At 66.1% G+C, this 25,988-nt stretch carries 21 protein-coding genes; 11 read left to right on the top strand and 10 right to left on the bottom strand.

Annotation, left to right across the window (positions count from 1 at the left end):
• Positions 1-147: 147 nt before the first annotated feature.
• Entirely contained in the window at positions 148-1,695 is a 1,548-nt protein-coding gene (locus GV027_RS08110; RefSeq protein WP_159511550.1) for a cryptochrome/photolyase family protein, read from the bottom strand.
• A gap of 20 nt (positions 1,696-1,715) precedes the next feature.
• On the opposite strand from GV027_RS08110, the gene queF reads away from it, so the two are divergent.
• The 3 genes from queF to GV027_RS08095 all read left to right on the top strand — a co-directional run bounded on the left by queF (position 1,716) and on the right by GV027_RS08095 (position 5,933).
• Entirely contained in the window at positions 1,716-2,174 is a 459-nt protein-coding gene (gene queF, locus GV027_RS08105) for a preQ(1) synthase (protein WP_037527914.1), read from the top strand.
• Positions 2,175-2,326: 152 nt separating this feature from the next.
• Complete coding sequence (locus GV027_RS08100) at positions 2,327-4,597, top strand: glycosyltransferase family 4 protein (protein ID WP_159511549.1); 2,271 nt, start codon at positions 2,327-2,329, stop codon at positions 4,595-4,597.
• A 52-nt stretch (positions 4,598-4,649) separates the two neighbouring features.
• Positions 4,650-5,933, top strand: a complete 1,284-nt coding sequence (locus GV027_RS08095; RefSeq protein ID WP_031440075.1) for a glycoside hydrolase family 130 protein — start codon at positions 4,650-4,652, stop codon at positions 5,931-5,933.
• A gap of 214 nt (positions 5,934-6,147) precedes the next feature.
• Here GV027_RS08095 and GV027_RS08090 read toward each other — a convergent pair whose 3' ends face one another.
• Both GV027_RS08090 and GV027_RS08085 read right to left on the bottom strand, forming a co-directional pair.
• Complete coding sequence (locus tag GV027_RS08090) at positions 6,148-8,121, bottom strand: OPT family oligopeptide transporter (RefSeq protein WP_236559113.1); 1,974 nt, start codon at positions 8,119-8,121, stop codon at positions 6,148-6,150.
• A 137-nt stretch (positions 8,122-8,258) separates the two neighbouring features.
• Positions 8,259-9,500, bottom strand: coding sequence for an N-acetylmuramoyl-L-alanine amidase family protein (locus GV027_RS08085; RefSeq protein WP_236559112.1), 1,242 nt, complete (start codon positions 9,498-9,500; stop codon positions 8,259-8,261).
• Positions 9,501-10,067: 567 nt separating this feature from the next.
• Here GV027_RS08085 and GV027_RS08080 point away from each other — a divergent pair.
• From GV027_RS08080 to GV027_RS08060, 5 genes are all read left to right on the top strand, one after another.
• Positions 10,068-13,016 (top strand): Rne/Rng family ribonuclease, encoded by a 2,949-nt coding sequence (locus GV027_RS08080; RefSeq protein WP_159512809.1) that lies wholly within the window; start codon positions 10,068-10,070, stop codon positions 13,014-13,016.
• 190 nt (positions 13,017-13,206) lie between these two features.
• Positions 13,207-14,562, top strand: a complete 1,356-nt coding sequence (locus GV027_RS08075; protein ID WP_159511548.1) for a M48 family metalloprotease — start codon at positions 13,207-13,209, stop codon at positions 14,560-14,562.
• Positions 14,559-15,269: a DsbA family protein gene (locus GV027_RS08070; RefSeq protein ID WP_082451560.1), complete on the top strand. Its 711-nt coding sequence runs from the start codon at positions 14,559-14,561 to the stop codon at positions 15,267-15,269. The genes GV027_RS08075 and GV027_RS08070 overlap by 4 nt, the downstream gene beginning before the upstream one ends.
• 169 nt (positions 15,270-15,438) lie before the next feature.
• On the top strand, positions 15,439-16,368 hold the full coding sequence (locus GV027_RS08065; RefSeq protein WP_056408873.1) for an ABC transporter ATP-binding protein: 930 nt from the start codon (positions 15,439-15,441) through the stop codon (positions 16,366-16,368).
• Positions 16,365-17,141, top strand: coding sequence for an ABC transporter permease (locus tag GV027_RS08060; protein WP_159511547.1), 777 nt, complete (start codon positions 16,365-16,367; stop codon positions 17,139-17,141). The genes GV027_RS08065 and GV027_RS08060 overlap by 4 nt, the downstream gene beginning before the upstream one ends.
• Here the strand turns inward: GV027_RS08060 and GV027_RS08055 are convergent.
• Genes GV027_RS08055 through GV027_RS08045 form a run of 3 tightly spaced genes read right to left on the bottom strand, consistent with a single transcriptional unit; the run spans position 17,138 to position 19,342 of the window.
• Complete coding sequence (locus tag GV027_RS08055; RefSeq protein WP_159511546.1) at positions 17,138-17,848, bottom strand: CPBP family intramembrane glutamic endopeptidase; 711 nt, start codon at positions 17,846-17,848, stop codon at positions 17,138-17,140. The two genes, GV027_RS08060 and GV027_RS08055, sit on opposite strands and share 4 nt — an antisense overlap.
• 10 nt (positions 17,849-17,858) lie before the next feature.
• Positions 17,859-18,680 (bottom strand): 2,3,4,5-tetrahydropyridine-2,6-dicarboxylate N-succinyltransferase, encoded by an 822-nt coding sequence (dapD, locus tag GV027_RS08050; protein WP_159511545.1) that lies wholly within the window; start codon positions 18,678-18,680, stop codon positions 17,859-17,861.
• Entirely contained in the window at positions 18,677-19,342 is a 666-nt protein-coding gene (locus GV027_RS08045; RefSeq protein ID WP_159511544.1) for a pyrimidine 5'-nucleotidase, read from the bottom strand. Before GV027_RS08045 ends, dapD begins: the two co-directional genes overlap by 4 nt.
• 124 nt (positions 19,343-19,466) lie before the next feature.
• On the opposite strand from GV027_RS08045, the gene GV027_RS08040 reads away from it, so the two are divergent.
• On the top strand, positions 19,467-20,465 hold the full coding sequence (locus GV027_RS08040) for an LLM class flavin-dependent oxidoreductase (RefSeq protein WP_159511543.1): 999 nt from the start codon (positions 19,467-19,469) through the stop codon (positions 20,463-20,465).
• Here GV027_RS08040 and GV027_RS08035 read toward each other — a convergent pair whose 3' ends face one another.
• From GV027_RS08035 to GV027_RS08025, 3 genes are all read right to left on the bottom strand, one after another.
• Positions 20,466-21,776, bottom strand: a complete 1,311-nt coding sequence (locus tag GV027_RS08035) for a sensor histidine kinase (RefSeq protein WP_031440086.1) — start codon at positions 21,774-21,776, stop codon at positions 20,466-20,468.
• A 100-nt stretch (positions 21,777-21,876) separates the two neighbouring features.
• Positions 21,877-22,542, bottom strand: coding sequence for a response regulator transcription factor (locus GV027_RS08030; RefSeq protein WP_031393490.1), 666 nt, complete (start codon positions 22,540-22,542; stop codon positions 21,877-21,879).
• Between the two features lie 34 nt (positions 22,543-22,576).
• Positions 22,577-22,924 (bottom strand): hypothetical protein, encoded by a 348-nt coding sequence (locus GV027_RS08025; RefSeq protein ID WP_236559110.1) that lies wholly within the window; start codon positions 22,922-22,924, stop codon positions 22,577-22,579.
• 86 nt (positions 22,925-23,010) lie between these two features.
• On the opposite strand from GV027_RS08025, the gene GV027_RS08020 reads away from it, so the two are divergent.
• Together GV027_RS08020 and GV027_RS08015 are read left to right on the top strand one after the other, a co-directional pair.
• Positions 23,011-24,786 (top strand): ABC-F family ATP-binding cassette domain-containing protein, encoded by a 1,776-nt coding sequence (locus GV027_RS08020; RefSeq protein WP_159511542.1) that lies wholly within the window; start codon positions 23,011-23,013, stop codon positions 24,784-24,786.
• Between the two features lie 87 nt (positions 24,787-24,873).
• Positions 24,874-25,128: a hypothetical protein gene (locus tag GV027_RS08015; RefSeq protein ID WP_031393487.1), complete on the top strand. Its 255-nt coding sequence runs from the start codon at positions 24,874-24,876 to the stop codon at positions 25,126-25,128.
• Positions 25,129-25,170: 42 nt separating this feature from the next.
• On the opposite strand, the gene GV027_RS08010 is transcribed toward GV027_RS08015, so the two are convergent.
• Positions 25,171-25,980, bottom strand: a complete 810-nt coding sequence (locus GV027_RS08010) for an ATP-binding protein (RefSeq protein WP_159511541.1) — start codon at positions 25,978-25,980, stop codon at positions 25,171-25,173.
• Positions 25,981-25,988: the final 8 nt, after the last annotated feature.

Genomic DNA, 25,988 nt, shown 5'->3' with positions numbered 1-25,988 from the left:
GGTCGGCCGCCAGCCCTAACTTCGTCCGCAACCCTATACCGCCACCCTTCCCCCGTCATCCTGACGAAAGTCAGGACCCAGAGCCACGAAGCTCGACGCCCGGAACCCTGGATCCTGACTTTCGTCAGGATGACAAACGCTAGGCCCTCACGCTCCATCCCCATCGAGCCGCGCGAGAAACCCCGCCGCCTGCGCCAATGTCGCGTCCCGGTCCGCCGGCTTCATCTTGGCCCAGTTGCGATACGGCATCGCCAGTCGCGGGTTGCGATCGAGCTTGTCCGCGTTGCGCACCAGGAAATCCCAGTAGAGCGCGTTGAACGGGCAGGCGTCGGGGCCGACGCGCTGCTTCACGTCATAGCGGCAATGCCCGCAATAATCCGACATCCGGTTGATATACGCCCCCGACGCCGCATAGGGCTTCGACCCCAGCAGGCCGCCATCGGCGAACTGGCTCATGCCCAGCGTATTGGGCAGCTCGACCCATTCATACGCATCGGCATAGACCTCCAGATACCATTCATGGACCTGCTTCGGGTCCGCGCCGATCAGCAGCGCGAAATTGCCCGTCACCATCAGCCGCTGGATATGATGCGCATAGGCATGGTCGAGCGTCTGCCCGATCGCCTGCGAGAGGCAGTGCATGTCGGTCTCGCCGGTCCAGTAGAAGCCGGGCAAGTCTCGCCTCGCATCCAGGAAGTTGCGCTCGACATACTCCGGCCCCTCGCGCCAGTAGATGCCGCGCATATATTCGCGCCAGCCGATGATCTGGCGGATGAACCCCTCGGCGCAGTTGAGCGGCACGCGCCCCGCCGCATATTCCGCCTCGACCGCACGGCACAGTTCGACCGGATCGAGCAGCCCCGAATTGATATAGGGCGACAGCACCGCGTGCCACAGGAACGGCTGGTCGGTCAGCATCGCATCCTGATAATCCCCGAACCGCGGCAGCGCGTGCTTCAGGAAATGCCGCTGCTGTTTCAGCGCATCGTCGCGGGTCGTCGCGAAGTCGAACGCATCGAGGCTGCCGGGATGCTCGCCGAACCGCGCCGCGACCATCGCGAGCACCGCGGTCGTGATCGCATCGGGGGCAAAGGAGAGCGGGCGCGGCATCAGCAGGTCCGCCTTGGCGGGCTTGCGGTTCTCCGCATCGTAATTCCACTCGCCGCCTTCGGGCTTCTCGCCGTCCATCAGCAACCCGGTGCGGCGGCGCATCTCGCGGTAGAAATACTCCATCCGCAACTGCTTGCGCCCCTCCGCCCAGGCCTCGAACTCGGCATGGCTGGCGAGGAAGCGGTCGTCGGCGCGGATTTCGACCGGCAGGCCGAACAGCGTTTCCCACGCGTCCAGCATCCCCGCAACGCGCCACTCGCCCGCCTCGGTGACGATGATCCGCGCCGGATCATGCCGCTCGATCGCGCGCGCGACCTCGCCGGTAAAGCTGCCGGTCGACTCCGGATCGTCGAGCGTGACGTAGTCGACGGTCCAGCCCGCCTCGCGCAGTGCCTCGGCGTGATGCCGCATCGCCGACAGGATATAGGCGATCTTGCGGCGATGGTGGCGGACATAGGTCGTCTCGTCGGCGACCTCCATCATCAGCACGATCGTCGCCGCCGGGTCGGCCCCGTTCAGCGAGGCGATCTGCAGCGAGAGCTGGTCGCCGAGGATCGGCACGAGCGTGGTTTTCTTGGAGCGCATCGCATCCTACATGGCGGACCATGACCGCTCCTACAAACCCGTTATATCTGGGCCAGAACAGCGCCCTCCCCGCCTCGCCCGAAGAGGCCGTGCTCGATTACGTGCCCAACCCGCGCGTCGGCCGGACCTATCTGGTGCGGTTCGCGGTGCCCGAATTCACCTCGCTCTGCCCGGTTACCGGCCAGCCCGACTTCGCGCATCTCGTCATCGATTATGTCCCCGGCGAGACGATCGTCGAATCCAAGTCGCTCAAGCTGTTTCTCGGCAGCTTTCGCAACCATGCCGGCTTCCACGAGGACTGCACGGTAGGCATAGGCGAGCGGCTGTTCGACGAGATGAAGCCGGTCTGGCTGCGGATCGGCGGCTATTGGTATCCGCGCGGCGGGATCCCGATCGACGTCTTTTGGCAGTCGTCCGCACCCCCCGCAGATCTCTGGCTGCCCGATCAGGGCGTCGCCCCGTATCGTGGGCGTGGCTGACGCCGTCGCCGCATGCGGCGACGTTGATAAAGTTTAACATCAAAGCGTGTGTTGCAGTGCAATATTAATGCAACTTTCATACCTTGTCAGCCGTTGGGGGTGAGCGCGATGCCGGGTTAGCCTGTTATGCGCGCTCAGACAAAGGACAGGGTATGGCGTTACCGGCGGACGGGACCAAGATCACGCGGCTGGCACTCATTGGCAATTTTTTGCCGAGGCGGTGCGGTATCGCGACATATACGACGGATGTGTTTACCGCGATGCGGGCGCGCTTTCCAGAGGTCGCGGTCGACGTCTATGCGATGGATGATCATCCTGGCCTGTACGAGTATCCGCCGGAAGTCGTTGGAACGATCCCCGAAACCGATCTGACCGCCTATCTGGATGCCGCACGCAAGATCGATGCGAGCGGAGCCCAGGCAATCTGGGTTCAGCACGAATACGGCATCTACGGTGGCCCGGCCGGGGACTATCTGCTCGCGCTGCTCGACCGCACGACGCTGCCGGTCGTCGTTGCGTTGCACACGATCCTCGAACGTCCCAATCCCGACGAACGCCGCGTCATGGAGGGCCTGTTGCGCCGTGCCGCGCGCGTCATCGTGATGGCGGAGCGTGGCCGCGACATCCTCCAGCGCGTTTATGGCGCCAGCCCGCGGCAGATCGTGATGATCCCGCACGGCGTGCCCGATCGTGACCTCGTCGAACCCGACACGCTGAAGGCGCAATTCGGCTGGGAAGGCCGCAAGGTCGTGCTGACCTTCGGGCTGCTCGCGCCGAACAAGGGCATCGAAACGGTGATCGAGGCGCTGCCCGCGGTCATCGAACGTCATCCCAATCTTCTTTACGTCGTGCTCGGCGCGACGCACCCCAATCTCGTCGCGCATCAGGGCGAGGCGTATCGTGATCGTCTCAAGGCGCTGACCGAAGCCCGTGGCGTGGCGGGCAATGTCACCTTCATCGACGCGTTCGTCGAACATGACGAGTTGCTGAGCTATCTGCAGGCGGCAGATATCTATGTGACGCCCTACACCAACCCGGCGCAGATCACTTCGGGGACGCTCAGCTACGCGATCGGCGTCGGCAAGCCCGTCATCTCGACCCCGTACGTCCATGCGACCGAGATCCTCGCCGATGGACATGGCGTCCTTGTCCCGTTCGGTGACGTTGCTGCCTTCGCGCGCGAGATCGATATGCTGCTGTCGAGCGATCGCGACCGTCATCGTCTGGCCGAACGCGCCTATGCGCGCGGTCGCACGATGATCTGGCCACAGCTTGCCGAAACATCGATGGCAGAGATCCGCGCGGTGGTCGCGGCACGCCCTTTTCGTCTGGCCAAGCCTTCGCCCCCGTTGAAGCCGCTTGCGCCTGACTTCGCGGCCGTCGAACGGATGAGTGATTCGACGGGCATGCTCCAGCATTCGATCTACTCGATCCCCGATCGCCGGCATGGCTATTGCATCGACGACAATTGCCGTGCGCTCATGCTGATGAGTGCGATGCCGGACATGGATGAGGTCCAGCGTGACAAGTGGACGACGATCTATGCGTCGTTCGTACAATATGCCTGGAACCCCGACGAGCGTCGCTTCCGCAACTTCATGAGCTTCGACCGGAGCTGGTGCGAGGATGTCGGGTCTGAGGATTCCAACGGTCGCACCGTCTGGGCGCTCGGCATCACGGCACGCGATGCGCAGTTGGCCAAGCATCGCGACTGGGCGACGGCGATGTATGACTCGACCGCATCCTGTGCGCTCGAGCTCGGCAGCCTGCGCGCGCAGGCCTTTGCGATGCTCGGCGCGGCGGCGATGCTCGAGGCGAGCCCCGGGCATCAGCTCTCGCTGTCGATCCTGGCAAAGTTCCCAGATGTCCATCTGGCACTGCTCGAGAAGACGCGACGTCCCGAATGGCAGTGGTTCGAGATCGTCCTCGCCTATGACAATGCGCGCCTGCCACAGGCGCTCATCCGTGCGGGCCAGGCGCTCGGCCGCCAGGACCTGATCGATTGCGGTCTGGCGACACTCGAATGGATCGTCGCCAAGCAGACCTCGCCCGAGGGTCGCTTCCGCGCAGTGGGTACGGAAAGCTTCGGACGCTCCTATGAGGATCCGCTGCAGTTCGACCAGCAGCCGCTGGAGGCACAGGCCACCGTCGATGCCTGCATGGCGGCGTTCGAGGCCACCGGCGACCTGCGCTGGCGTGACGAGGCCGAGCGTGCCTATCGCTGGTTCCTGGGCGGGAATGACCTCAATCTGCCGCTCGCGAGCATCGCCGATGGTGGCTGTTTCGATGGATTGATGCCGACGGGATTGAACCGCAACCAGGGTGCAGAGTCGATTTTGGCGCTGCAATTGGCCAATTGTGCGATTTCGGGGGTATCAAACGCAGCCCAAAGCGTGGCAGGAGCCTCGCGCGTCGTCGCATAGCCTCGCTAGCGTCGGCGTCCCAAGGTGGAACGGCACGCGAGGCATAAGCACGATGGACCTGTTTACCCACCAGCTGCGGTTGCACGCCGACCCGTCACGGGTCGTCGTCCGGCCCTTTCATATCGCCTGGGCCGGCAATGCCGGTGCACCCAGTCGTACCGAGCGACTGGTCGGCGAAGTCCTCGAGATGACGAGCGCGGAGGCGCGGATTCAGCTCGAGGTGGTGCTGAAGGATTTCGAGGCGCGGCACTGGCAGACGCGCCGCGTGTTCATGACGCGCTACGACCAGATCGAGGACATGCTCGGGCTCAACGGCGCCGATATTGGTGACGAGAAGCGCCAGTTGATCGGCGCCTATTTCTGTCATGAATACAGCTATGCCGCTGCCGCGCTGATGAACCCCAGCGCGGTGCCGCATTTCGACCAGTCGGGCATGCCGCCGGGCAGCCTACGCATCCTGATGTCGATGCGCGCGGTCGGCGAGGGTCACATCTCGTCGGTCGCGTTCCGCGAAGGCATCATCACCGACCAGAACCTGATGAAGCTGGCGCCCGAGCCGCCCTTCGCCACCGCGACCGACGCGGTCGGCAGCGGCGAGGACGAGATGCCGCAGGGCCCCGTCACCGTCTATCGTCACCGCGACAGCACGCTCAGCGGCACCGTGATCTTCCCGATCACCCAGGCGCAGTCGAAGGGGCTGGAGGATCTGCGCATCGTCCGCTTCCAGCACGACAATGGCGACTATGAATGGATCGGCACCTACACCGCTTATAACGGTTCGGTCATCCAATCCGAGCTGATGCGGACACGCGATTTCCGCGCGTTCGATCTCGTCCCGATGACTGGCCCCGCCGCGCGCAACAAGGGCATGGCGCTGTTCCCGCGCAAGGTGAACGGCCAGTATATGATGATCGGCCGGCAGGACGGCGAAAACCTGTTCCTGCTGAAGTCGGACACGCTGACCGACTGGGACGACGGCGAGAAGATCCTGACGCCGCTCTATCCGTGGGAGCTCGTCCAGATCGGCAATTGCGGCCCGCCGATCGAACTCGACGAGGGCTGGTTGCTGCTCACGCACGGCGTCGGCGCGATGCGCAAATATTCGATCGGTGCGGTGCTGCTCGACAAGGACGACCCGTCGAAGGTGATCGGCCGCACGCAGCAGCCGATTCTCGCCGCCAAGGATCAGGACCGCGAGGGCTATGTCCCCAACGTCGTCTACAGCTGCGGCGCGCTGCGCCACGGCGATGCGCTGTTCCTGCCTTACGGGATCGCCGACAGCTCGATCGGCTTCGCCTTCGTCAAGATCACGGACATGCTCGCCGCGATGAAGTGAGGCTACCCCGCACCCCAACCACCACCCCGGCGAAGGCCGGGGCCCAGTTGGGGGACGGTAGTAACGACTAACGGCCCTCCGTTACGTCGACCTCCCCAACTGGGCCCCGGCCTCCGCCGGGGTGGTGCGAAATACCTCGGCGCACGCGTGTATCCTGTTCTCCCGCGAAGGCGGGAGCCCAGTCTGGGTCCCCGCCTTCGCGGGGAAACACTCTTTACTGCGACGCCGCCATCGTCCGCCGGTACATCACCCAGGTCAGCAGCGCGAACAGCAGGGTTCCGCCGACCAGCGCGATGGGCACGAACCCCTCCCCGACCAGCGCCAGCGGCGTCTCCTGGTTGGTGAGATAGACGATCCCGGCAAACCCCACGCCCCATAGCGACTCGCCGACGATCATCCCCGTCGCGGTCAGCACGCCCATCCGCCTGGCAAGCTCGGGATCGCGCGCGCGGTCGGCCCAGCGGTCATAGGCATAGCCGACCACCGCGCCGATCGTGACCGGCAACGTCACCGCCATTGGAAGATACACGCCCAGCCCGACGCCCAGCGGCGGCAACCGCAGTTTGCCCGCCTTGCCCAGCAGTTCGTCGAGCGCGATCACCGCGACCCCGGTCATCGCGCCATAGCCGATCATTGCCCAGTTGAGATTGCCCCCCAGCACGCCCTTGGCGAGCGCCGAGATCAGCGCCGCCTGCGGTGCGGCCAGCGCATTGGGCCCGGCCCCCGGCGCACCCGCAAAGCCAAGCGTGCTACCGAGCAGGTTGAGCACCGGTGGCACGACGATCGACCCGAACACCACGCCGATCAGCAGCGCGACCTGCTGCTTCCATGGCGTCGCACCGACCAGCTGCCCGGTCTTCAGATCCTGGAGATTGTCGTTCGAGATCGTCGCGATGCCGAACACCACGCCCGTCACGATCAGGCCGTAGGCGACCAGCGCCTGCGTCGTCCCCGGCTCGACCGCCCGACCGAACCACGACACGAGCAGGATCGATGCGGCGAGGATGGCGAGGATGCCGATGCCCGACACAGGAGAGTTCGACGCGCCGATCAGCCCCGCCATGTACCCGCACACCGCCGCGATCACGAGGCCGATGACCAGGATGAACGCAAGACTCCCCGCGATCAGCCCGATCGCCGACGCCTCGAGCGGCCCGCCCTGGAGGACCGTCCACAGCAGGATCCCGATCGGGACGAGCATCGCCAGCGACGCGATCCCGACGATCCCGATCGGGATGTCGCGCTCCTCGAGTGCCAGCACTTCGCCGCCGCGCTTGGCTGCCGACGCCGCCAGCGCCGATCGCACGCCGCCGACCACGGGTCCTGCGATCTTGAGCAAGGTCCAGATCGCCGCGACGCCGATCACGCCCGCACCGAAGAACCGCACGTCCGACCGGAACACGGTCGTCGCGATCACCTCCGCGGTGCCGGTCACGCTTCCCGCCGAGGTCAGGATCGGCAGCAGGATCCACCAGCCGATCACCACGCCCGTAAACATCGCCATCCCGACCGAGATTCCGACCAGATGCCCCGCGCCCAGCAGCGCGAACGACAATCCGCCGGAAATCCCGGTCGCACCTGCGCCGACGCGGAACCACGTCGCGGCCTCGGCAGCGACCAATTTGGTCTGAGTCAGGATCGCGAACCCGGCCGACACCAGCGCGTTGACGACGATGATGCCGAGCCCGCGTGCGCTCTCCTCGCCGCCCTCACGGCTGCCCGCGCCGACCTTGAGCACTTCGGCGGCCGCGCGGCCTTCCGGATAGGGCAGCACCGTGTCGACGACGAGCGCACGGCGCAACGGGACCGAGAACAGCACGCCGAGCACGCCGCCAAACATCGTGATCGCCGCCGTGGTGAGGAACGGAAACCCCTGCCACCAGCCGATCATGACGAGGCCGGGCAACACGAAAATAATCGCCGCGAGCGTGCCCGCGGCGGACGCGATCGTCTGGACGATGTTGTTCTCGAGGATCGTCGAATCCTTGAACAGCCGCAGCACGGCCATCGAGATCACCGCGGCGGGGATCGACGTCGCGAAGGTCAGCCCAATCTTCAAACCCAGATAGACGTTCGCCGCGGTGAACAGCAGCGTGATAATCGCGCCGAGCACGACCCCGCGAAAGGTAAGCTCGCGCATGCTCGTCTCGGGCCCGGTCTCGGATACGCCCCGCGTCGCGTCGGTCATCAGATCGTCCTAACCAGAAACACGTGCCCCGGCGGAGGCCGAGGCCCAGTCGGAACGTCCTCCAACCGGGCCTCGGCCTCCGCCGGGGTCCTAGCCGTCAGGATGCCGCGCTCTTGCCTTGAGCGCAACCGGCCGGATCAGCGCGCCACCATCCGCCGCGCGAAATGCACCGTGACCGCGCGCGTCACGCTCTCCGCGATCCGCTGCCGTCCCTCGTCGCTGTCGAGAAACGCCGCGTCCTGCGGGTTCGAAATATAGCCCGTCTCGAACAGGATAGAGGGCATGTCGGGCGCCTTGAGCACCATCAGCGACGCCATGCGGTGGAAATTCGGTTTGAGCGGCATCAGCGGCTTGGCCTCGCGTCCCAACAACCGCGCGAACGTGGCGGACGCGTTCATCGTCTCGCGCTGCGTCAGGTCGATCAGGATCGACGACACGTCGGCAGGCGCCTCGCCCAGATTCACCCCGGAGATCACATCCGCCTTGTTCTCGCGCGCGGCTAGCCGCGCCGCCTCCTTGTCGGACGCCACCTCGGACAGCGTATAGGCAGTCGCGCCGCTCGCGCCTTCGGATCCGGTACTGTCGCAGTGGACCGAGATGAACAGGTCTCCCTTCAACCGTCGTGCGACGCCGTACCGTTCGCGCAGCACGAGGAACCGGTCGTCGCTCCGCGTCAGCGCGACGCGCACCCGGCCCGAAGCAAGCAGCGCGTCACGGATCGCCTTGGCGACCTTGAGGGTCACGTCCTTCTCGCGCAGCCCGTCAGGCCCGATCGCGCCGGGATCGACACCGCCATGTCCGGCGTCGATCACCACCAGCGGACGCATGTCGTCGCCCTCGACCCGCGGCAGCGTGATCCCGCGCGCGCGCGGCGGCACCGGGATCGACACCTTGTACCGCGGCGCCGCCCGCGCGGCGAAAGTGACCGGGAAGAAATTCAGCGGGCCGGCGATACTGGCCTGCGTAAAGGCCGCATCGTCGACGCGGCGCAAGGCCAGCGTCAGCTCGCGTCCCTGCGAATCGAACCCGCCATCCGCCACGATCACCGGCTCGGCCAAGTCGAACAGCATCCGCAGCCCGGTGCCGCCGTGCCGGCGCTGCGTGATGCGGGTCACGACGCCGCCCGGCCTGGCGGTTCCGCCGGGCGTCGCGTTCGCGATATCGACCGCGATCTGCCGTTGCCCGGTCAGGATCTGGCTCGCGCCGCTGCCGACCGGTGCATCGAAGCGGATCACGATCTGCGTCCGGCCGATCGCGATGCTCTGAACGGTCGCCGCCAGCGCGGGAACGCCGGACAGCCAGCCGAGCAGCAGGGCGATGATCGCAACCATCCTGCGTCCATGCCGTGCGACCGCGCTGCCGGTCCAGCGAAAAGCCATTCTACACTCCCTGGATCGGTCGAGCCCGACCGAAACGAGACGCCTACGCTACGCCCCCGCAAGAGGATCTTGCGGAGCAGGGTTAATAGCCTGTTTGCCTTGGTTTTCCCATATCCGTGGCTGCCGGCGCGGCTGCCGGACAGATCGCCGCGCGGAAATACAACGTGTGAAAATGCCGGGTTTCGAGGCTTCGGACGGCCCCGCGCCGGGCCAGTTGCGGGATCTGCAATGCGGTGCTAGTCCTGCCGTGCACCCGTGCGTCGCTAGAGTTTGCCAGCGACGCGCCGGTCTCAACGCCCGCCTTCGGATCCTCGACGGCGCGGCAATTTCAGGTTGACGCTCGAATGACGCATTCCCCCCGCCCCGCTCACCGATCGGCCTTCGCCGACGGGATCGCGGTCGTGCGGGCGCCGCAGGGTGAGTTCCCGCGGCATGCGCGTCGAGCAGAGGCAGTTTCGCATACCTTCCGCGAGTCCGGGCGTCCGTGTCCGACCGCACCACCATCAAGCGCGCGACGGCTGCCATCAGGCCCGGCGCGCGCGCGGAGAATCTATTATGACAACGCGTATGCTGATCGACGCACGCCACCGGGAAGAAACCCGGATCGCCGTCGTCAAGGGTAACCGGATCGAGGAATTCGATTTCGAAAGCGCCGAGCGCAAGCAGCTCAAGGGCAACATCTACCTCGCCAAGGTCACGCGGGTCGAGCCGTCGCTCCAGGCGGCGTTCATCGATTACGGCGGCAATCGCCACGGCTTCCTCGCGTTCAGCGAGATCCATCCCGATTACTACCAGATCCCCAAGGAAGACCGCGACGCGCTGCTCCGCGAAGAGGCCGAGCATGCCGCCGAGGAGGCAGCCCTGCGCGCCGACTATGACGCGGACGACGAAGAGGGTGACGACGAGGACGATATCGAGCGCTTCGAGGACGATGGCGGGGTAGATCCCGATGTCGCCGACGAGCTCGAAGGCGGCGAAGAGACCGGCGAGGCCCCGCGTCGCAAGCGCAAGCCGAACGGCGACGAGGCCGCGGTCGAGGATCTGCGCGAGCGTCGCATGAACCTGCGCCGCCGCTACAAGATCCAGGACGTGATCCATCGCCGTCAGGTGCTGCTCGTCCAGGTCGTCAAGGAAGAGCGCGGCAACAAGGGCGCAGCGCTGACCACGTACCTGTCGCTGGCGGGTCGCTACTGCGTGCTGATGCCCAACACGTCGCATGGCGGCGGCATCTCGCGGAAGATCAGCAACGCGGGCGATCGCAAGCGCCTGAAGTCGATCATGGCCGACATGCAGCTGCCGCCCTCGATGGGCTGCATTGTCCGCACCGCGGGGCTGCAGCGCAGCAAGGTCGAGATCAAGCGCGACTTCGATTACCTCGCCCGTCTGTGGGACGGGATCCGCGAAGCGACGCTGAAGGCGTCGGCGCCCGCGCTCGTCTACGGCGACAGCGACCTGATCAAGCGCGCGATCCGCGACATCTACAACAAGGAAATCGAGGAGGTCATCGTCGAGGGCGAGGACGGCTATCGCCAGGCGCGCGAGTTCATGCGCCTGCTGATGCCGACGCACGCCCGGCGCATCAAGCATTACGCCGACCCCGTGCCGCTGTTCCAGCGCGCGGGCGTCGAGGACCAGCTGTCGGCGATGTACCATCCGGTCGTCCAGCTGAAGTCGGGCGGCTATCTGGTCATCAACCCGACCGAGGCGCTCGTCTCGATCGACATCAACTCGGGCCGCTCGACGCGCGAACACAGCATCGAGCAGACCGCGACCGCGACCAACCTCGAGGCCGCACAGGAAATCGGCCGCCAGCTGCGCCTGCGCGACATGGCCGGGCTCGTCGTCATCGACTTCATCGACATGGATAACAATTCCAACGTCCGTAAGGTCGAGAAGGCGATGAAGGAGGCGCTGAAGAACGATCGTGCGCGCATCCAGATCGGCCGCATCTCGTCGTTCGGTCTGATGGAAATGAGCCGCCAGCGGCTGCGCACCGGCGTGCTCGAAGCGTCGACCCGCGCCTGCCCGCATTGCGAGGGCACCGGGCTCGTCCGCACCGCATCGTCGTCGGGCATTTCCGCGCTCCGCCTCATCGAGGACGAGGCCGCCCGCGGTCGCGGCTCGCTGCTGACGCTGCGCGCGAGCCAGGAAGCGGCCGTCTACATCCTCAACCGCAAGCGTGCCGACATCGCCGAGATCGAGGATCGCTACGGCGTGATCGTCGAGATCATTCCCGGCCAGGACGAGGAAGGCGCGCACATGACGGTCGAGGCCAGTGGCCCGCCGCCCGCGCATCCGCCGAAGTTCGTCCAGATCATCGAAGAGGACGAGGACGATCTTCCCGAGGAGATCGAGGACGAGATCGAGGAGGACGAGGTCGAAGAGGCCGAGGCCGAACAGCCGCGTCGTCGCGAGGGGGGCCGCGAAGGTGGTCGTGAGCAGACCGCGCCACGTGAGGGCCGCGATGCCGATGGCGAGGGCGGCAAGAAGCGCCGTCGCCGCCGCGGTCGTCGGGGCCGGGCACGCCCGGGTGAGGACGGCGCCGTCGGTGGTACGAGCGAGGATGGCGCGTTCGAGGACGTCGACACCAATGTCGAGGAAATCGACGAAGGCGTCGGCGAGATCGTCGAAGTCGGCGGTGGCGAGGAGATCGAAGGTACGGCTCCGGCCGAACAGGCCAATGGCGTCGAAGGCGAAGGCCGTCGTCGTCGCGGACGTCGCGGACGTCGCGGTGGTCGGCGCAACGAGCAGGGCGGCGAGCAGACCGGCGCCGAGACGGGCGAGTCGATTGCCGTCAGCAGCGTCGACACCGCGGCACTGATCGCCGAGGCGCCCGAGCCGGAGGCATTTGCGCCGGTCGAGACGTCCGGGGCCGAGTCGGTGTTCGAGGAGGCGCCGTCCGCGCCGGTCGCCGAGGCTCCCAAGATGCGTCGTCGCCCGCGCGCCCGTGCGGCCGCCGCGACGATCAACGCTGACCCGGTCGCCGAAACGGCGCCCAAGTCGCGTCGGGGTCGCAAGCCGCGTCCGGTCGACACGGCCAACGAGACGACCATGGCACCAGAACCGGTCGTATCCGAAGTGCCCGTCACGCCCGAGCCGCAGGAACAGGCCGCTCCCGATCCGGTTGCGGCAGAGCCGGCGCGCAAGCCTGCACGGCGCCGTCGCGAGGCGGTTGCCGATGCGACGATGGACGAGGTTGGCGCTACGCCTGCCGAGACGCTGGAGGCGTCCGCGCCGAAGCCCAAGCGCGCGCGTCGCAAGGCGAGCGATACGGCGGTCGAGCCCGCAGCCGTCGAGGAGGCCCCTGCCAAGGTCGCCAAGCCGCGTGGTCGGCCGCGCAAGGCCGCGGTGATCGAGGCCGGCGATGCCGCCCCGACCAGCGAGGTGCTTGCCGCGCCGGTCGAGACCACGCCGCCGCAGGTCGAGGTCCAGCCGCAGGATGCCGACGCGCCGGGCACGAACGACGACCCCGATGGCGCGCCGCGCCGTGGCTGGTGGCAGCGCACCTTCGGCTGACGCCGAAGCATAGCCGATGAGACGGGCGCGATCGAAAGGTCGCGCCCGTTTTCATTTCGGCGCGCTCGGACCCGTTGCCCCGCGGTTCGCGGCTTGGGCCGGGTCCTGTGTTCACCATCGGGCGTCGGACCCGCCCACGTCGTCGTCCCCGCCATTGCTCCCCCGCCGATGATCGACGATACTGCGCGATATGAAGCGCTTCGTCGCGGCCCTGACCGCCACCCTCCTGCTCTGGGCGCAACCCGCACAGGCGCAGTCGATCCTCCGCGATGCGGAGACCGAAACGATGTTCGCCGAAATGTCCGGCCCGCTGATCACCGCGGCGGGGCTGTCACCGCGCGACGTTAAGGTCGTGCTGATCAACGACGATTCGATCAACGCGTTCGTCGCGGGCGGCCAGACCGTCTATGTCCATTCGGGCCTGCTCCAGGCGGCGGACAATGCGAACGAAGTTCAGGGCGTGATCGCGCACGAACTCGGCCACATTGCCGACGGTCATGTCGTGCTCTCCGATCGCGGGACCAAACCCGCCATGGGCATGTACCTGCTCTCGATGGTGCTAGGCCTGGCGGCGATGGCCGCGGGCAGCGGCGAGGCGGGCGCGGGGATCATGGCGGCCGGGCAACAGGCCGCAATGGGCAATTACCTGGCGTTCAGCCGCACGCAGGAATCCACTGCGGATGCGAGCGGCGCCAAATATCTGCGGGAGGCCAACGTCACCGGCCGCGGCATGCTGAGCTTTTTCAAGAAGCTGCAGCAGCAGGAATATCGCTTCGGCACCGCCAATATCGACCCGTTCATGCAGTCGCATCCGCTGTCGGGCGAGCGTGTCTCGGCGCTGACTGCGGATCTCCAGGCGTCGCCCGCCTGGGCGAACAAGCCCGATGCCGCGCTCGAGGAACGCTTCCGCCGCGTGAAGGCCAAGCTTGCCGGCTATGTCATGCCCGCGCCGCGCACGCTGCAAAGCTATCCGCCGAGCGACCAGTCGATCTACGCGCATTACGCGCGGGCCTATGCCTATCATAAATCGGGTTATCCCGACAAAGCGGATGCCGAGGCGGATGCGCTGGTCAAGGCGAAGCCCGACGATCCCTATTTCCTCGAGATCAAGGGCCAGATCCTGCTCGAGGCGGGCAGGCCGGTCGAGTCGCTCGTCCCGCTGCGCGAGGCGACCGAAGGTTCGCGGAACAACCCGCTGATCGCCACGACGTTCGGCCACGCGCTGATCGCGACCGAGAACAAGGCGAATTATCCCGAGGCGACCAAGGTCCTGCGCACCGCGGTCGGCCGCGACGATCAGAACCCGTTCGCCTGGATGCAGCTCGGCACCGTCTACGAACTGACCGGCGATACCGCGCGTGCGGCGCTCGCCACCGCCGAGCGCGCGAGCATGGGCGGCGACATGCGGACCGCATCGGCCAGCGCGCAATATGCGCTCGCCAACATCCCCGCCAACACCCCCGACTGGATCCGCGCGCAGGATATCGCGATGGCCGCGCAGAACGAGATGGACGACAATCCCAAGCAGTATAAGCGGCGCAGATGAACAAGATGATGTTGCCCGCCATCGCGGCGGTCGGGGCGGTCCTGGGCGGATTCGCGGTGTGGGGCTATGATCGCCAGGGCGGTGGCGTCGAGCGCGCACAGGTCGAGGCGATCGTCCACGACTACATGCTCGCGCATCCCGAGATCCTGCCCGAAGCGATGGAGAAACTGCGCGACCGCGAGTCGGGCAAGACGGTCGCTGCCAACCGCGACGCGATCGTCACGCCGTTCGGCAGCGCCTGGGCGGGCAACCCCAAGGGCGACGTCACGCTCGTCGAATATTTCGATTATAATTGCGGGTATTGCCGCGCGAGCCTGCCGATGATCGCAAAGCTGATCGCGGCAGACCCCAAGGTCCGCGTCGTCTTCCGCGAATTGCCGATCCTCAGCGCGGAAAGCCGCGTCGCTGCCCGCGCGAGCCTCGCGGCCGCCCAACAGGGCAAGTTCGCGGCCTTCCACGACGCGCTCTACGCCGGCGGCCAGGTCAGCGACGCGACGATCGCGGCGGCGGCGGCGAAGGCCGGGGTCGACATCAATCAGGCCGGCTTCACCAAGACCGCCGATGCAGAGATCGGCAAGAACATGGAAACCGCGGCCAAGCTCGGCATGACGGGCACGCCGAGCTGGGTGGTCGGCGACCGCATCCTGTCCGGCGCGCTGCCGCTCGAGGACCTGCAAAAGGCGGTCGCCGCCGCCCGCGCCGGATAAGCCGACTTCGCAAACCCCCATTTCGTCATCCCCGCGGAGGCGGGGACCCATATTGGCGAACGTCCGAGTCTATGGATCCCCGCCTCCGCGGGGATGACGATGGGGTCGCGTCAGGCCTTACTTTCACACCCCACCACCCCCATCTTCCCCTCACTTAAAAGGGGCCCCAATGACCGAACCGATCCTGTCCGTTGCGGGCGTCACGAAGACCTACAAAAGCGGTACCACCGCACTCCACCCCGTCGATCTGGACATCCGCAAGGGCGAGATCTTCGCGCTGCTCGGGCCCAATGGGGCGGGGAAGACGACGCTGATCAGCATCATCTGCGGGATCGTCACGCCCAGCGCAGGAACGATTACCGTCGCGGGCTTCGACGCGATCCACGACTATAAGCAGGCGCGCAGCCGCATTGGTCTGGTCCCGCAGGAACTGAACGTCGACATGTTCGAGACGGTGCTCGCCACCGTCACCTTCAGCCGCCGCCTCTTCGGTCGCTCGGGCCACAGCGCCTATATCGAACAGGTCCTGCGTGACCTGTCGCTCTGGGACAAGCGCCATGCCAAGATCATGGAACTGTCGGGGGGGATGAAGCGCCGCGTCCTGATCGCCAAGGCGCTGAGCCACGAGCCCGAGATCCTGTTCCTTGACGAACCCACCGCGGGCGTCGACGTCGCGCTGCGCCGCGACATGTGGAAGCTCGTCCACCGCCTGCGCGAGGGTGGCACGACGATCATTCTGACGACGCATTATATCGAGGAGGCCGAGGAGATGGCCGACCGCGTCGGCGTGATCAACAAGGGCAAGCTGCTGCTCGTCGACGACAAGGCATCGCTGATGAAACAGCTCGGCAAGCGCGAACTCGATCTGGCGTTGCAGGAGCCGATGACCGCGATCCCGCCCGAGCTTGCCGAATGGGACGTGTCGCTGCAGGACGAGGGCAAGCGCCTGCGCTATGTGTTCGACGCACAGGCGGACCATACCGGCATCCCCTCGCTCCTGCGCAAGCTCGCCGAACTCGGCATCGGCTTCAAGGATCTCGAAACCAGCAAGTCGAGCCTCGAGGACATCTTCGTCGATCTCGTCGGAGAGCGCGCATGAACACCCCCTTCCTCAACTGGCACGGCGTCTGGGCGATCTATCGCTTCGAAATGGCGCGGGCCTTGCGCACGCTGTGGCAGAGCCTCGTCACCCCCGTCCTCACGACGTCGCTCTATTTCATCGTCTTCGGCGGCGCGATCGGCAGCCGGATGCAGGAGGTCGATGGCGTCGGCTATGGCAGCTTCATCGTCCCCGGCCTCATCATGCTGTCGCTGCTGACGCAGAGCATCGCGAATGCATCGATCGGGATCTACTTCCCCAAATTCACCGGCACGATCTACGAACTGCTCTCCGCGCCCGTGTCCGCGATGGAGATGGTGATCGGCTATGTCGGGGCGGCGACCACCAAGTCGGTAATCATCGGCCTTATCATCCTGGCGACCGCCGCCTGTTTCGTGCCGCTGCATATCGCGCATCCGTTCGCGATGTTCGCCTTCCTGATCCTTACGGCCGTCGCGTTCAGCCTGTTCGGGTTCATCATCGGCGTCTGGGCGAACGGCTTCGAACAGCTGAACTTCGTCCCCGCGCTGCTGATCACGCCACTGACGTTTCTGGGTGGCGCCTTCTACTCGATCGACATGCTGCCCCAGCCCTGGCGCACGCTCAGCCTGGCCAACCCGGTCGTCTATCTGATCAGCGGGTTTCGCTGGAGCTTCTTCGGGCAAGGTGATGTCGCGGTCGGCATCAGCCTCGCGGTGACCGCGGCGTTCCTCGTCGCCTGCCTCATCGTGATCGCGTTGATCTTCAAGACCGGCTGGCGGATGAAGAACTAGGCGCGCCACGCCCCGCGCGCCATTGGCCGCACGACCAGCGCATTGATGTCGATCGCGATGTGGAACGCAATCGCCATCCACACGCTGTTCGTCAGGCCGTAGAGCATGGACAGCGCCACGCCCGACAGCGTCGTCGCGACGACGCCGCGCCATCCCTGATAGCGGTGCACCCCGCCAAAGCATAAGGCGGCGATAATCGTCCCGGCCAGCGCGCTGCCGGACACCAGCGCGATCAGCAGCGGGAGGAACAGGCGGAAGAACAGCTCTTCGCTGACCCCGGCACTGATCGCGAGGGCGATGGCCGGGAGAATGTCCTTGCGCGTCTTCGGCAGGACATCGGGGAAGGTGCCGATCTGGAACGCGCGGCGGCCGCGGCGCCACAAGACATGCGTGATCGCCGCGTTCGCGAGCGTGCCGAGCGCCATGCCGAGGATCAGTGGCGCGATCGGCAGGTGCGGCCACTCGTCCGGCACCAGCGCGATTGCCGCCGGCTGCGCCGCCGCGAGCGGATCCTGGCCGAGCAGGACAAGGCCGACGAGCGCGGGCAGGCTGAACGACACCGCCAACCCGACCGCCCAGGCCGTCATCCGCCTTGCGGGGCTACGGCCCGGTCGTGTCGGCAGGCGAACGCGAAACGTCCGCCCCCGCCACAGGATCGCCAATACGTAGACGGCGACGATCGCGAGCAGTGTCTGCGCGACGATCACCGCGGCCGGATTAGTCGCGCAACAGGTCGTTGATGCTCGTCTTCGACCGCGTCTGCGCGTCGACGCGCTTGACGATCACGGCGCAGTAGAGCGCGGGCTTGCCGTCCCCGCCGCCGATCGAACCCGGCACGACGACCGCATAGGGCGGCACTTCGCCCTTGAAGACTTCGCCGGTCGCGCGGTCGATGATCTTCGTTGACGCGCCCAGATACACGCCCATCGACAGCACAGCCCCCTCGCCGACGCGAACGCCCTCGGCGACCTCGGCACGCGCACCGATGAACGCGCCGTCACCGATGATCACAGGGTCCGCCTGAAGCGGCTCGAGTACGCCGCCGATGCCGGCACCGCCCGACAGATGGACGTTCTTGCCGATCTGCGCACAACTGCCGACCGTCGCCCAGGCGTCGACCATCGTGCCCTCACCGACATAGGCGCCGATATTGACGAAGCTCGGCATCAGGATCGCGCCCTTGGCGATGAAGCTGCCGCGGCGCGCGACCGCACCGGGAACAACGCGGATGCCGGCTGCGCGGAACTCGGCCTCGCCCCAGCCCGCGAACTTCGACGGCACCTTGTCGAACGCGGGTGCGCCGCCCGATCCACCGTCGATCACGACATTGTCGTTGAGGCGGAACGACAGCAGCACGGCCTTCTTCAGCCACTGATTGACCTGCCACCCGTCACTGGCGGGCTCCGCGACCCGCGCGGTACCCGCATCGAGCATCGCCAGCGCGCTGTCGACCGCATCGCGGATTTCGCCCTTCGTCTCCAAACCGAGATTTGCCCGGTCGTCCCAGGCGGCGTCGATGATCGTCTGCAGGTTGCTCATGATGTCTCCAGGATGGTTTCCAGCCACGGCGCGAGCACCGGGATGGTGAAATCGATATGGTCGCGTTCCGCGCCCGGCGACTGTTCGGACCCGTTGTCGACCCACACCGTCGTCATGCCGATGGCCTTGGCGGGCAGCAGATTGCGGACCATGTCGTCGACGAACAGCGATTGCGTGGGGTCGATGTCGAACGCGGTACAAAAGCCTGCATAGGCCGATGCATGCGGCTTGGGCATCAGGTCCATCGCATGGATGTCGTGGATCGCCTCGAAACTCGCGCCAAGCCCGAGACGGTCGAGGATCTTCAGCGCATAGGGCGTGTCACCGTTGGTGAAGATCAGCTTGCGCCCGGGCAGCTTGGCGATCGCCGCGACCAGCGGCGCGTCATGCTCCAGCACGTCCATCTCGATGTCATGGACATGCGCGAGGAACGCGTGCGGATCGACCTGATGCTCGGTCATCAACCCCGACAGCGTCGTGCCGTGATTGTGGAAATAGCCCTTCTGCACGCGCCGCGCCTCGTCATGCTCGAGCCCGAGCAGGTCCTGGATAAAGCCGGTCATCCGTGCGTCGACCTGCGAAAACAGATCGGCGCTCGCCGGATAGAGCGTGTTGTCCAGATCGAAGATCCAGTTGCGGACATGGTCAAGTCGGGCAAGCATCGGAGCGAACCTCTAGGCATCGCCGCGCGCAGGGACAAGCCGGCGCGGTCGGATCGCGCGGGGCGCCCGGCAGCAAATTTGGCGGACACTGGATAAGCTACCGCTCGGTACCTATATCCGATGCATGACACGCTATTCCCTGCTCGATCTCGTCCCCGTCGTCCAAGGCGGCACCGTTTCACAGTCGCTCGCCAATGCGGCCGATCTCGCACGCCATGCCGAGAGCGTCGGATTCCAGCGTTACTGGGTTGCCGAACATCACGGCATGACCGGTATCGCCTCCGCCGCCACTGCGGTCTTGATCGCGCATATCGCCGCCGCGACCAATACGATCCGCGTCGGATCGGGCGGGATCATGCTCCCGAACCACGCCCCGCTGGTGATCGCCGAGCAGTTCGGAACGCTCGACGCGCTGTTCCCCGGCCGGATCGACCTGGGTCTCGGCCGCGCGCCCGGCTCGGACCAGAGGGTGGCCCGCGCGATGCGCCGCACGCTCGAGACCGACGCCAATGCCTTCCCGCAAGACGTGATGGAACTGCAGAGCTATTTCGCCAATGACGGCCAGACAGGCATTGTCGCGACGCCGGGCGCGGGCGCGGATGTCGATATGTGGATTCTCGGCTCCAGCACCTTCGGTGCGCAACTCGCCGCCGCGCTCGGCCTGCCCTATGCCTTCGCCTCGCATTTCGCGCCCGATGCACTCGATGCGGCCCTCGCCATCTATCGACGTGATTTTCGGCCCTCGGCACGGCTGGCAAAGCCCCACGTCATGGCGGGCTTCAATGTCTTTGCCGCGGATACCGATGCCGAGGCCGAACTGCTCGCCAGTTCGCAGCAACAGTCGTTCGTCGCGCTCCGCACCGGCAACCCGCGCCAGTTGCCGCCGCCGGTCGCGGGCTATCGCGAATCGCTCGGCGCGCAGGGCAACCAGATTCTCGACCATGTCCTGCAATGCTCGGCCGTCGGCAGCCCGGCCAAGGTCGCGCGCGGGATCGCTGCGTTCGTCGAGCGTACCGGCGTCGACGAGGTGATGGTGACAAGTGCGATCTACGATCACGAAGCGCGCAAGCGGAGCCTGTCGATCACCGCCGACGTGATGCAGGAACTGAAGATCGCGGCCTAATCAGCTCGCGGCGGGGAGCCTCAGGCGGACCATGAGTCCGCCGAGGTCCTCGCTCTCCTCGAGCCCGACCGTGCCCTCGTAGATTTCGGCGACGTCGCGGACGATCGCGAGCCCCAGACCCGTTCCCGGCTTGCCCGTATCGAGCCGCACGCCGCGATCGAAGATGCGGACGCGCTGTTCCTCAGGAATCCCGACGCCGTCGTCCTCGACCAGGAACTCGACGAACCCGGCCTGCGCGCCGACCGTCACGAAGACACTGCCACCGCCATATTTCGCGGCGTTCTCGATCAGATTGCCGAGCATCTCGTCGAGGTCCTGGCGCTCGACATGAACCTTGAGCGTCTTGTCACCGGTAATGTCGATGCGGACATGCCGATACAGACGAGCGACCGCACGTTCGACCGACTCGAGGCTAGGCCAGACATCGGCGCGACTATGCGCCGAGCCGCGCCGGCCGACCGCACGCGCACGCGCGAGGTGATGATCGACCTGGCGCCGCATCGTCCGCGCTTCACGAATGACGGTATCGGCCAGATCGTCCGATTGCGCGGTCGCGGCGTTCATGATCACGGTCAGCGGGGTCTTCAGCGCATGCGCGAGATTGCCCGCGTGCCGCCGCGCTTCCTCGGCCTGGCGTTCATTATGCTCGATCAGCGCGTTCAGTTCCTCGACCATCGGCGCGACCTCGATCGGCATCGCGCTGCCCACCCGGTTGGACTGGCCGGCGCGCATCCGCGCAATCTCCTCGCGAACACGGCGCAGCGGCCAGAGCCCGTAGAAGGTCTGCATCGCGGCCATGATGATCAGGCCGAGGCCAAGCAGCGCGAAGCTGCGGACCAGCGTGCGCCGCAGCGTCGTGATCTGCGCATCGAGCCCTTCGCGAGCCTGCGCGACCTGGAAGCGCCAGTGGATCTTCGATCCGGGCAGGACGACGTCACGTTCGACGACCCGCAGCGATTCGTCGCGAAACTGTTTGCTGTCGTAGAAATGCACGTTCAGATCGTCATGCGACGACCCGAACGCCAGCCGGCGGTCCCAGAGCGAGCGTGATGGGAAATCCTCGCGCCCCCGGCCCGATACCTGCCAGTACAGGCCGGAACCAGGCTCAAGGAACCGCTGGTCGGCGGCGGCTTCGCGCGTGAAGATCACCTCGCCCTCGGGCCCGATCTCGGACGAACTCAGCAGCGAGCGGAGGACATACTCCAGCTGGTCGTCGAAATTGCGCGTCACCGCGCTCGACAAGACACGGTCGAGCGCAAACCCGCCCGCCCCCAGCAGCACCGTGATCCACACCGCGGCGATCAGGATCATGCGTCCCGACAGCGATCCCTTCGCCCGGGCCTGCACGTGAAGCGGCAGGTCGGCAGCCAGCGGGGGCGTGTTCATCAGGCGTCCGGCGCAATCATGTCGGTCAGGCGTCGGGATCTTCGAGGCTGTAGCCAAGCCCGCGGATCGTCGTGATCACGTCCTGACCCAGCTTCTTGCGGATACGCGTTACGAACACCTCGATCGTGTTCGAATCGCGATCGAAATCCTGGTCGTAGATATGCTCGATCAATTCGGTGCGGCTGACGACCTTGCCCTTGTGATGCAACAGATAGCTCAGCAGCTTATACTCCTGCGCGGTCAGCTTCACCGGCTCGCCCGCACGCGTCACCTTGCCGCTGCGCGTATCGAGGCGGATGTCGCCGGCAGTCAGCTCGGAGGAGGCGTTACCGCTCGCACGCCGGATCAAGGCCCGCAGGCGCGCGATGAGTTCCTCGCTCTGGAACGGCTTTGCCACATAGTCATCGGCGCCCGCATCGAGCCCGGCGACCTTGTCGGACCAGCTGTCGCGCGCGGTCAGCACGAGGACGGGCATGACCTTGCCCTCCTTGCGCCAGCGGTCGAGCACGGTGAGGCCGTCGATCTCGGGGAGGCCGAGGTCGAGCACGACGGCATCGTAATTCTCGGTCGAACCCAGGAAATGCCCCTCCTCGCCATCGACCGCGAGGTCGATCGCATAGCCGGCGCCCTCGAGGGTATTCTTGAGCTGAGCCCCGAGATTCGGCTCGTCCTCGACGATCAGAACGCGCATGATAATCCTCTCGCTTGAATTGCTCGCGGCCGGGCTACTGGCCGGTGCGGCCGATGATCTGGCCAGTCCGGCCATCGACGTCGACCCAGATCACATTGCCATTGCGCAGGAACTTCAGCGTGTAAATGCCGCTGCCCGCATCATAGTCGAAGCCGAGATACTGCGCGCCCTGCATCATCGGCATCACCCGCGCCTCGATCTCGCGCAGCGAAAGCGACCGGCCGGTCCTGCGCGCTTCGAAGGCGGAACGCTGGTCGCCATGTCGCTGATCGGGCGCCTGCGCCACCGCGACGCCCGCCGCCAGCGGCGTCAGCATCGGGAAAGCAGCAAGAGTTGTCAGGAACAGCAGCATCTTCATGGAGGTGGCATAGGCCCGGCGCATTGAACAGCCTGTGAATGAGGGCGACAGCAGGACGACAGCATAGTGTAACTTGCCTGCATCACCCGGCGACCCTAGGTGACCCGGACATGGCAGCACCTATTCTCGCATTCGAAGGCCTCGGCCTTGTCCAGGGTTCTGGATGGCTTTTTCGCAACCTCGACATCCATATCGGTCCGCGCGATCGCCTCGCGCTGATCGGCCGCAACGGCGCAGGCAAGACGACCCTGCTGAAGCTGCTCGGCGGCAGCATCGAGGGCGATGAGGGCCGCCGGACGATCGTCCCGGGCACCCGGGTCGTCATCCTCGAGCAGGAGCCCGACCTGCGCGGCTTTGCGACCCTGCGCGATTACGTGATGGGCGGCGACGATGCGCCGGTCAGCTACGAAGCCGACTCGATCGCCGACCAGCTCGGCATCGATCTGTCGCGTGAAGCCGCATCCGCGTCGGGCGGCGAGCGGCGCCGCGCGGCGATCGTCCGCGCGCTGGCGCAGGACCCCGACGTGCTGTTGCTCGACGAGCCGACCAACCATCTCGACATCGGCGCGATCGAATGGATCGAGGACTGGCTCAAGCGCTTCCGCGGCGCGTTTGTCGTGATCAGCCATGACCGTACCTTCCTGACGCGTCTCACCAAGCAGACCCTGTGGCTCGATCGCGGCGCGATCCGGCGTGCGGAGATCGGTTTCGGCGGATTCGAGGCGTGGACCGAACAGGTCTATGCCGAGGAACAGCGCCAGGCCGAGAAGCTCGACGCACGCCTGAAGCTGGAAGAGCATTGGCTGCTTCGCGGCGTCACCGGGCGGCGCAAGCGCAACCAGGGACGCCTGACCAAGCTGCACGAGATGCGCGCCGAACGCGCCTCGATGATCGGGCCGCAGGGTTCGGCCAACCTCGTCACCAGCAGCGACGACACCAAGTCCAAGGTCGTGATCGACGCAAAGCACGTCACCAAGGCGTATGGCGACCGGACGATCATCGGCGACCTGACGTTGCGCGTCACGCGCGGCGACCGGATCGGCATTGTCGGCCGCAACGGCGCGGGCAAGTCGACGCTGCTGAAGCTGCTGACCGGCGAGATCGAACCCGATGGCGGGACGATCAAGCTCGCCAAGACGCTCGATGCGGTCGTCATCGATCAGCAGCGCAGCCTGATGGCGCCCGAGAAGACGGTGCGCGAAGTCGTTGCCGATGGCGGCGACTGGATCGACGTGCTCGGCGTCCGCAAGCATATCCACGGGTATCTGAAGGAGTTCCTGTTCGACCCGAACATGGTCGACGCCAAGATCGGGTCGCTATCGGGTGGCGAGCGATCGCGGCTGCTGCTCGCGCGCGAATTCGCCAAGCCGTCGAACCTGCTTGTGCTCGACGAGCCGACCAACGATCTCGACCTCGAAACGCTCGACCTGTTGCAGGAGGTGATCGGCGATTATGACGGCACCGTCCTGATCGTCAGCCATGATCGCGACTTTCTCGACCGGACCGTGACGATCACGCTCGGGCTCGACGGGTCCGGGACCGTCGATGTCGTCGCCGGCGGATATGAGGACTGGGAAAAGCGCCGTGCGACCCAGACCAGCGGCAAGCGGGCCTCGAAGAAGGTTGCCGCGACCGCGCCGCCGGCCCCCGCGCCGCGCGCGAAACTGACCTACAAGGATCAGCGCGATTATGAATTGCTCCCCAAGCGGATCGAGGCGCTCGACGCCCAGATCGCGAGCGATGCCGCAAAGCTTGCTGCGCCGAACCTGTACATGCGCGACAATGCAACCTTCGCCAGGCTGACCGCCGCGATCGAGGCGGCGCGCGCCGAAAAAGAGGCCGCGGAACTCCGCTGGCTGGAACTGGCTGAGCAGGTTGGCGAATAGCGGCCGCTAAACCGTTCCGAACCATTTGGAACTTGACACATGTTACTGCGTTGCAGCATCCCGCCATTGTACGTTTTGGAGAGTCTTATGAAGCTGAAGAACCTGACCGGTAGCGCGCTCGCTATCGCTATGATGTCCACGTCGGTTGCAGCCGTTGCTGCGCCTGCCAACCCTGCGTCGAGCCTGTCGGTTTCGAAGGCACGCGTCGGTTCGGCAACGACCGGCAAGAACAAGGCTGCAGGCGCTGGCGTGATCGCCGGCCTGATCGCAGCTGGCGTCGTTGCGATTGGCGTTGTCGCCATCGTCAAGGACGACAACGACAACGATTCGGACAGCAACTAAGCTGTTCTGAGGGTCGGCGCTTCGGCGCCGGCCCTTTTTACGTTATTTGCTGATCGCGCGCCCGGACCGCCCCGCTAGATCAACGATATACTGCCAGCCAACACGCCCGGAACGACTTCCCCGCTGCGTTGCCCATGTCAGGGCCTCGTCGGGCCGAAATGGCAGATCGTGTAGCGCCGCATAGCCCGCGACGATCGCCAGATAGCCGTCCTGATCGACGGCATGAAACCCCAGACTCAGCCCGAACCGATCCGCAAGCGCAAGCTGGTCGTCGATCGAATCGCGGGGATTGATGGCGCTTTCCTGTTCGGCGATATCGCGTGGCGCCAGATGCCGGCGGTTCGCCGTCACGGCCAGACGCACATTGGCGGGACGTGGCTCTGCACCGCCTTCGAGCACGGATCGCAGCACACGCGCCTCGGACGGAGTATCGATGCCGAGATCGTCGACGAAGACGATGAACGCGCGGCCCACGGGTGCCAGCATCGCAAACAGGTCCGGCAGCGCGGTCATGTCGGCGATCTCGATCAACGCGACATTGCCCTGTTCGGCCTGGACTGCGGCGACAACGCTTTTCACCAGCGCCGATTTACCGGTGCCGCGCGCGCCCCATAGCAGGACGTCATGCGCCGCGTGACCGCGGGCGACCCGCCGGACCATGTCCAGCAGCAGGTGCTTCTGCCGATCGATGCCGATCAGCAGATCGAGCGGCAGCGGGGCGAAACCGCGGATCGGGACAAGCGCCCGGTTGCGCCACACATAGGCAGGAAACGCCAGACAGTCCGCTACTGGGGGCGGCGGCGGCGAGAGGCGTTCGAGGGCGGCGGCGATCCTGTCGAGCGGGTCGGTCATCGCGCGGT

The organism is Sphingomonas sp. T1, assembly GCF_902506585.1.
In the GTDB taxonomy this organism is placed as follows: domain Bacteria; phylum Pseudomonadota; class Alphaproteobacteria; order Sphingomonadales; family Sphingomonadaceae; genus Sphingomonas; species Sphingomonas aerolata.
Note: the sequence above shows the minus strand (reverse complement) of the source record. Positions and strands in the feature narration are given on the sequence as shown.

Bases quoted from the DNA above. Each gene is read 5' to 3' on its own strand.
- GV027_RS08095 (WP_031440075.1), top strand. From the start codon at position 4,650: ATGGACCTGTTTACCCACCAGCTGCGGTTGCACGCCGACCCGTCACGG.
- GV027_RS08070 (WP_082451560.1), top strand. From the start codon at position 14,559: ATGAACAAGATGATGTTGCCCGCCATCGCGGCGGTCGGGGCGGTCCTG.
- GV027_RS08100 (WP_159511549.1), top strand. From the start codon at position 2,327: ATGGCGTTACCGGCGGACGGGACCAAGATCACGCGGCTGGCACTCATT.
- GV027_RS08085 (WP_236559112.1), bottom strand. From the start codon at position 9,500: ATGGCTTTTCGCTGGACCGGCAGCGCGGTCGCACGGCATGGACGCAGG.
- GV027_RS08010 (WP_159511541.1), bottom strand. From the start codon at position 25,980: ATGACCGACCCGCTCGACAGGATCGCCGCCGCCCTCGAACGCCTCTCG.
- GV027_RS08040 (WP_159511543.1), top strand. From the start codon at position 19,467: ATGACACGCTATTCCCTGCTCGATCTCGTCCCCGTCGTCCAAGGCGGC.
- GV027_RS08035 (WP_031440086.1), bottom strand. From the start codon at position 21,776: ATGATCCTGATCGCCGCGGTGTGGATCACGGTGCTGCTGGGGGCGGGC.
- queF (WP_037527914.1), top strand. From the start codon at position 1,716: ATGACCGCTCCTACAAACCCGTTATATCTGGGCCAGAACAGCGCCCTC.
- GV027_RS08045 (WP_159511544.1), bottom strand. From the start codon at position 19,342: ATGCTTGCCCGACTTGACCATGTCCGCAACTGGATCTTCGATCTGGAC.
- GV027_RS08110 (WP_159511550.1), bottom strand. From the start codon at position 1,695: ATGCGCTCCAAGAAAACCACGCTCGTGCCGATCCTCGGCGACCAGCTC.
- dapD (WP_159511545.1), bottom strand. From the start codon at position 18,680: ATGAGCAACCTGCAGACGATCATCGACGCCGCCTGGGACGACCGGGCA.
- GV027_RS08065 (WP_056408873.1), top strand. From the start codon at position 15,439: ATGACCGAACCGATCCTGTCCGTTGCGGGCGTCACGAAGACCTACAAA.
- GV027_RS08075 (WP_159511548.1), top strand. From the start codon at position 13,207: ATGAAGCGCTTCGTCGCGGCCCTGACCGCCACCCTCCTGCTCTGGGCG.
- GV027_RS08080 (WP_159512809.1), top strand. From the start codon at position 10,068: ATGCTGATCGACGCACGCCACCGGGAAGAAACCCGGATCGCCGTCGTC.
- GV027_RS08025 (WP_236559110.1), bottom strand. From the start codon at position 22,924: ATGCGCCGGGCCTATGCCACCTCCATGAAGATGCTGCTGTTCCTGACA.
- GV027_RS08030 (WP_031393490.1), bottom strand. From the start codon at position 22,542: ATGCGCGTTCTGATCGTCGAGGACGAGCCGAATCTCGGGGCTCAGCTC.
- GV027_RS08060 (WP_159511547.1), top strand. From the start codon at position 16,365: ATGAACACCCCCTTCCTCAACTGGCACGGCGTCTGGGCGATCTATCGC.
- GV027_RS08090 (WP_236559113.1), bottom strand. From the start codon at position 8,121: ATGACCGACGCGACGCGGGGCGTATCCGAGACCGGGCCCGAGACGAGC.
- GV027_RS08020 (WP_159511542.1), top strand. From the start codon at position 23,011: ATGGCAGCACCTATTCTCGCATTCGAAGGCCTCGGCCTTGTCCAGGGT.
- GV027_RS08015 (WP_031393487.1), top strand. From the start codon at position 24,874: ATGAAGCTGAAGAACCTGACCGGTAGCGCGCTCGCTATCGCTATGATG.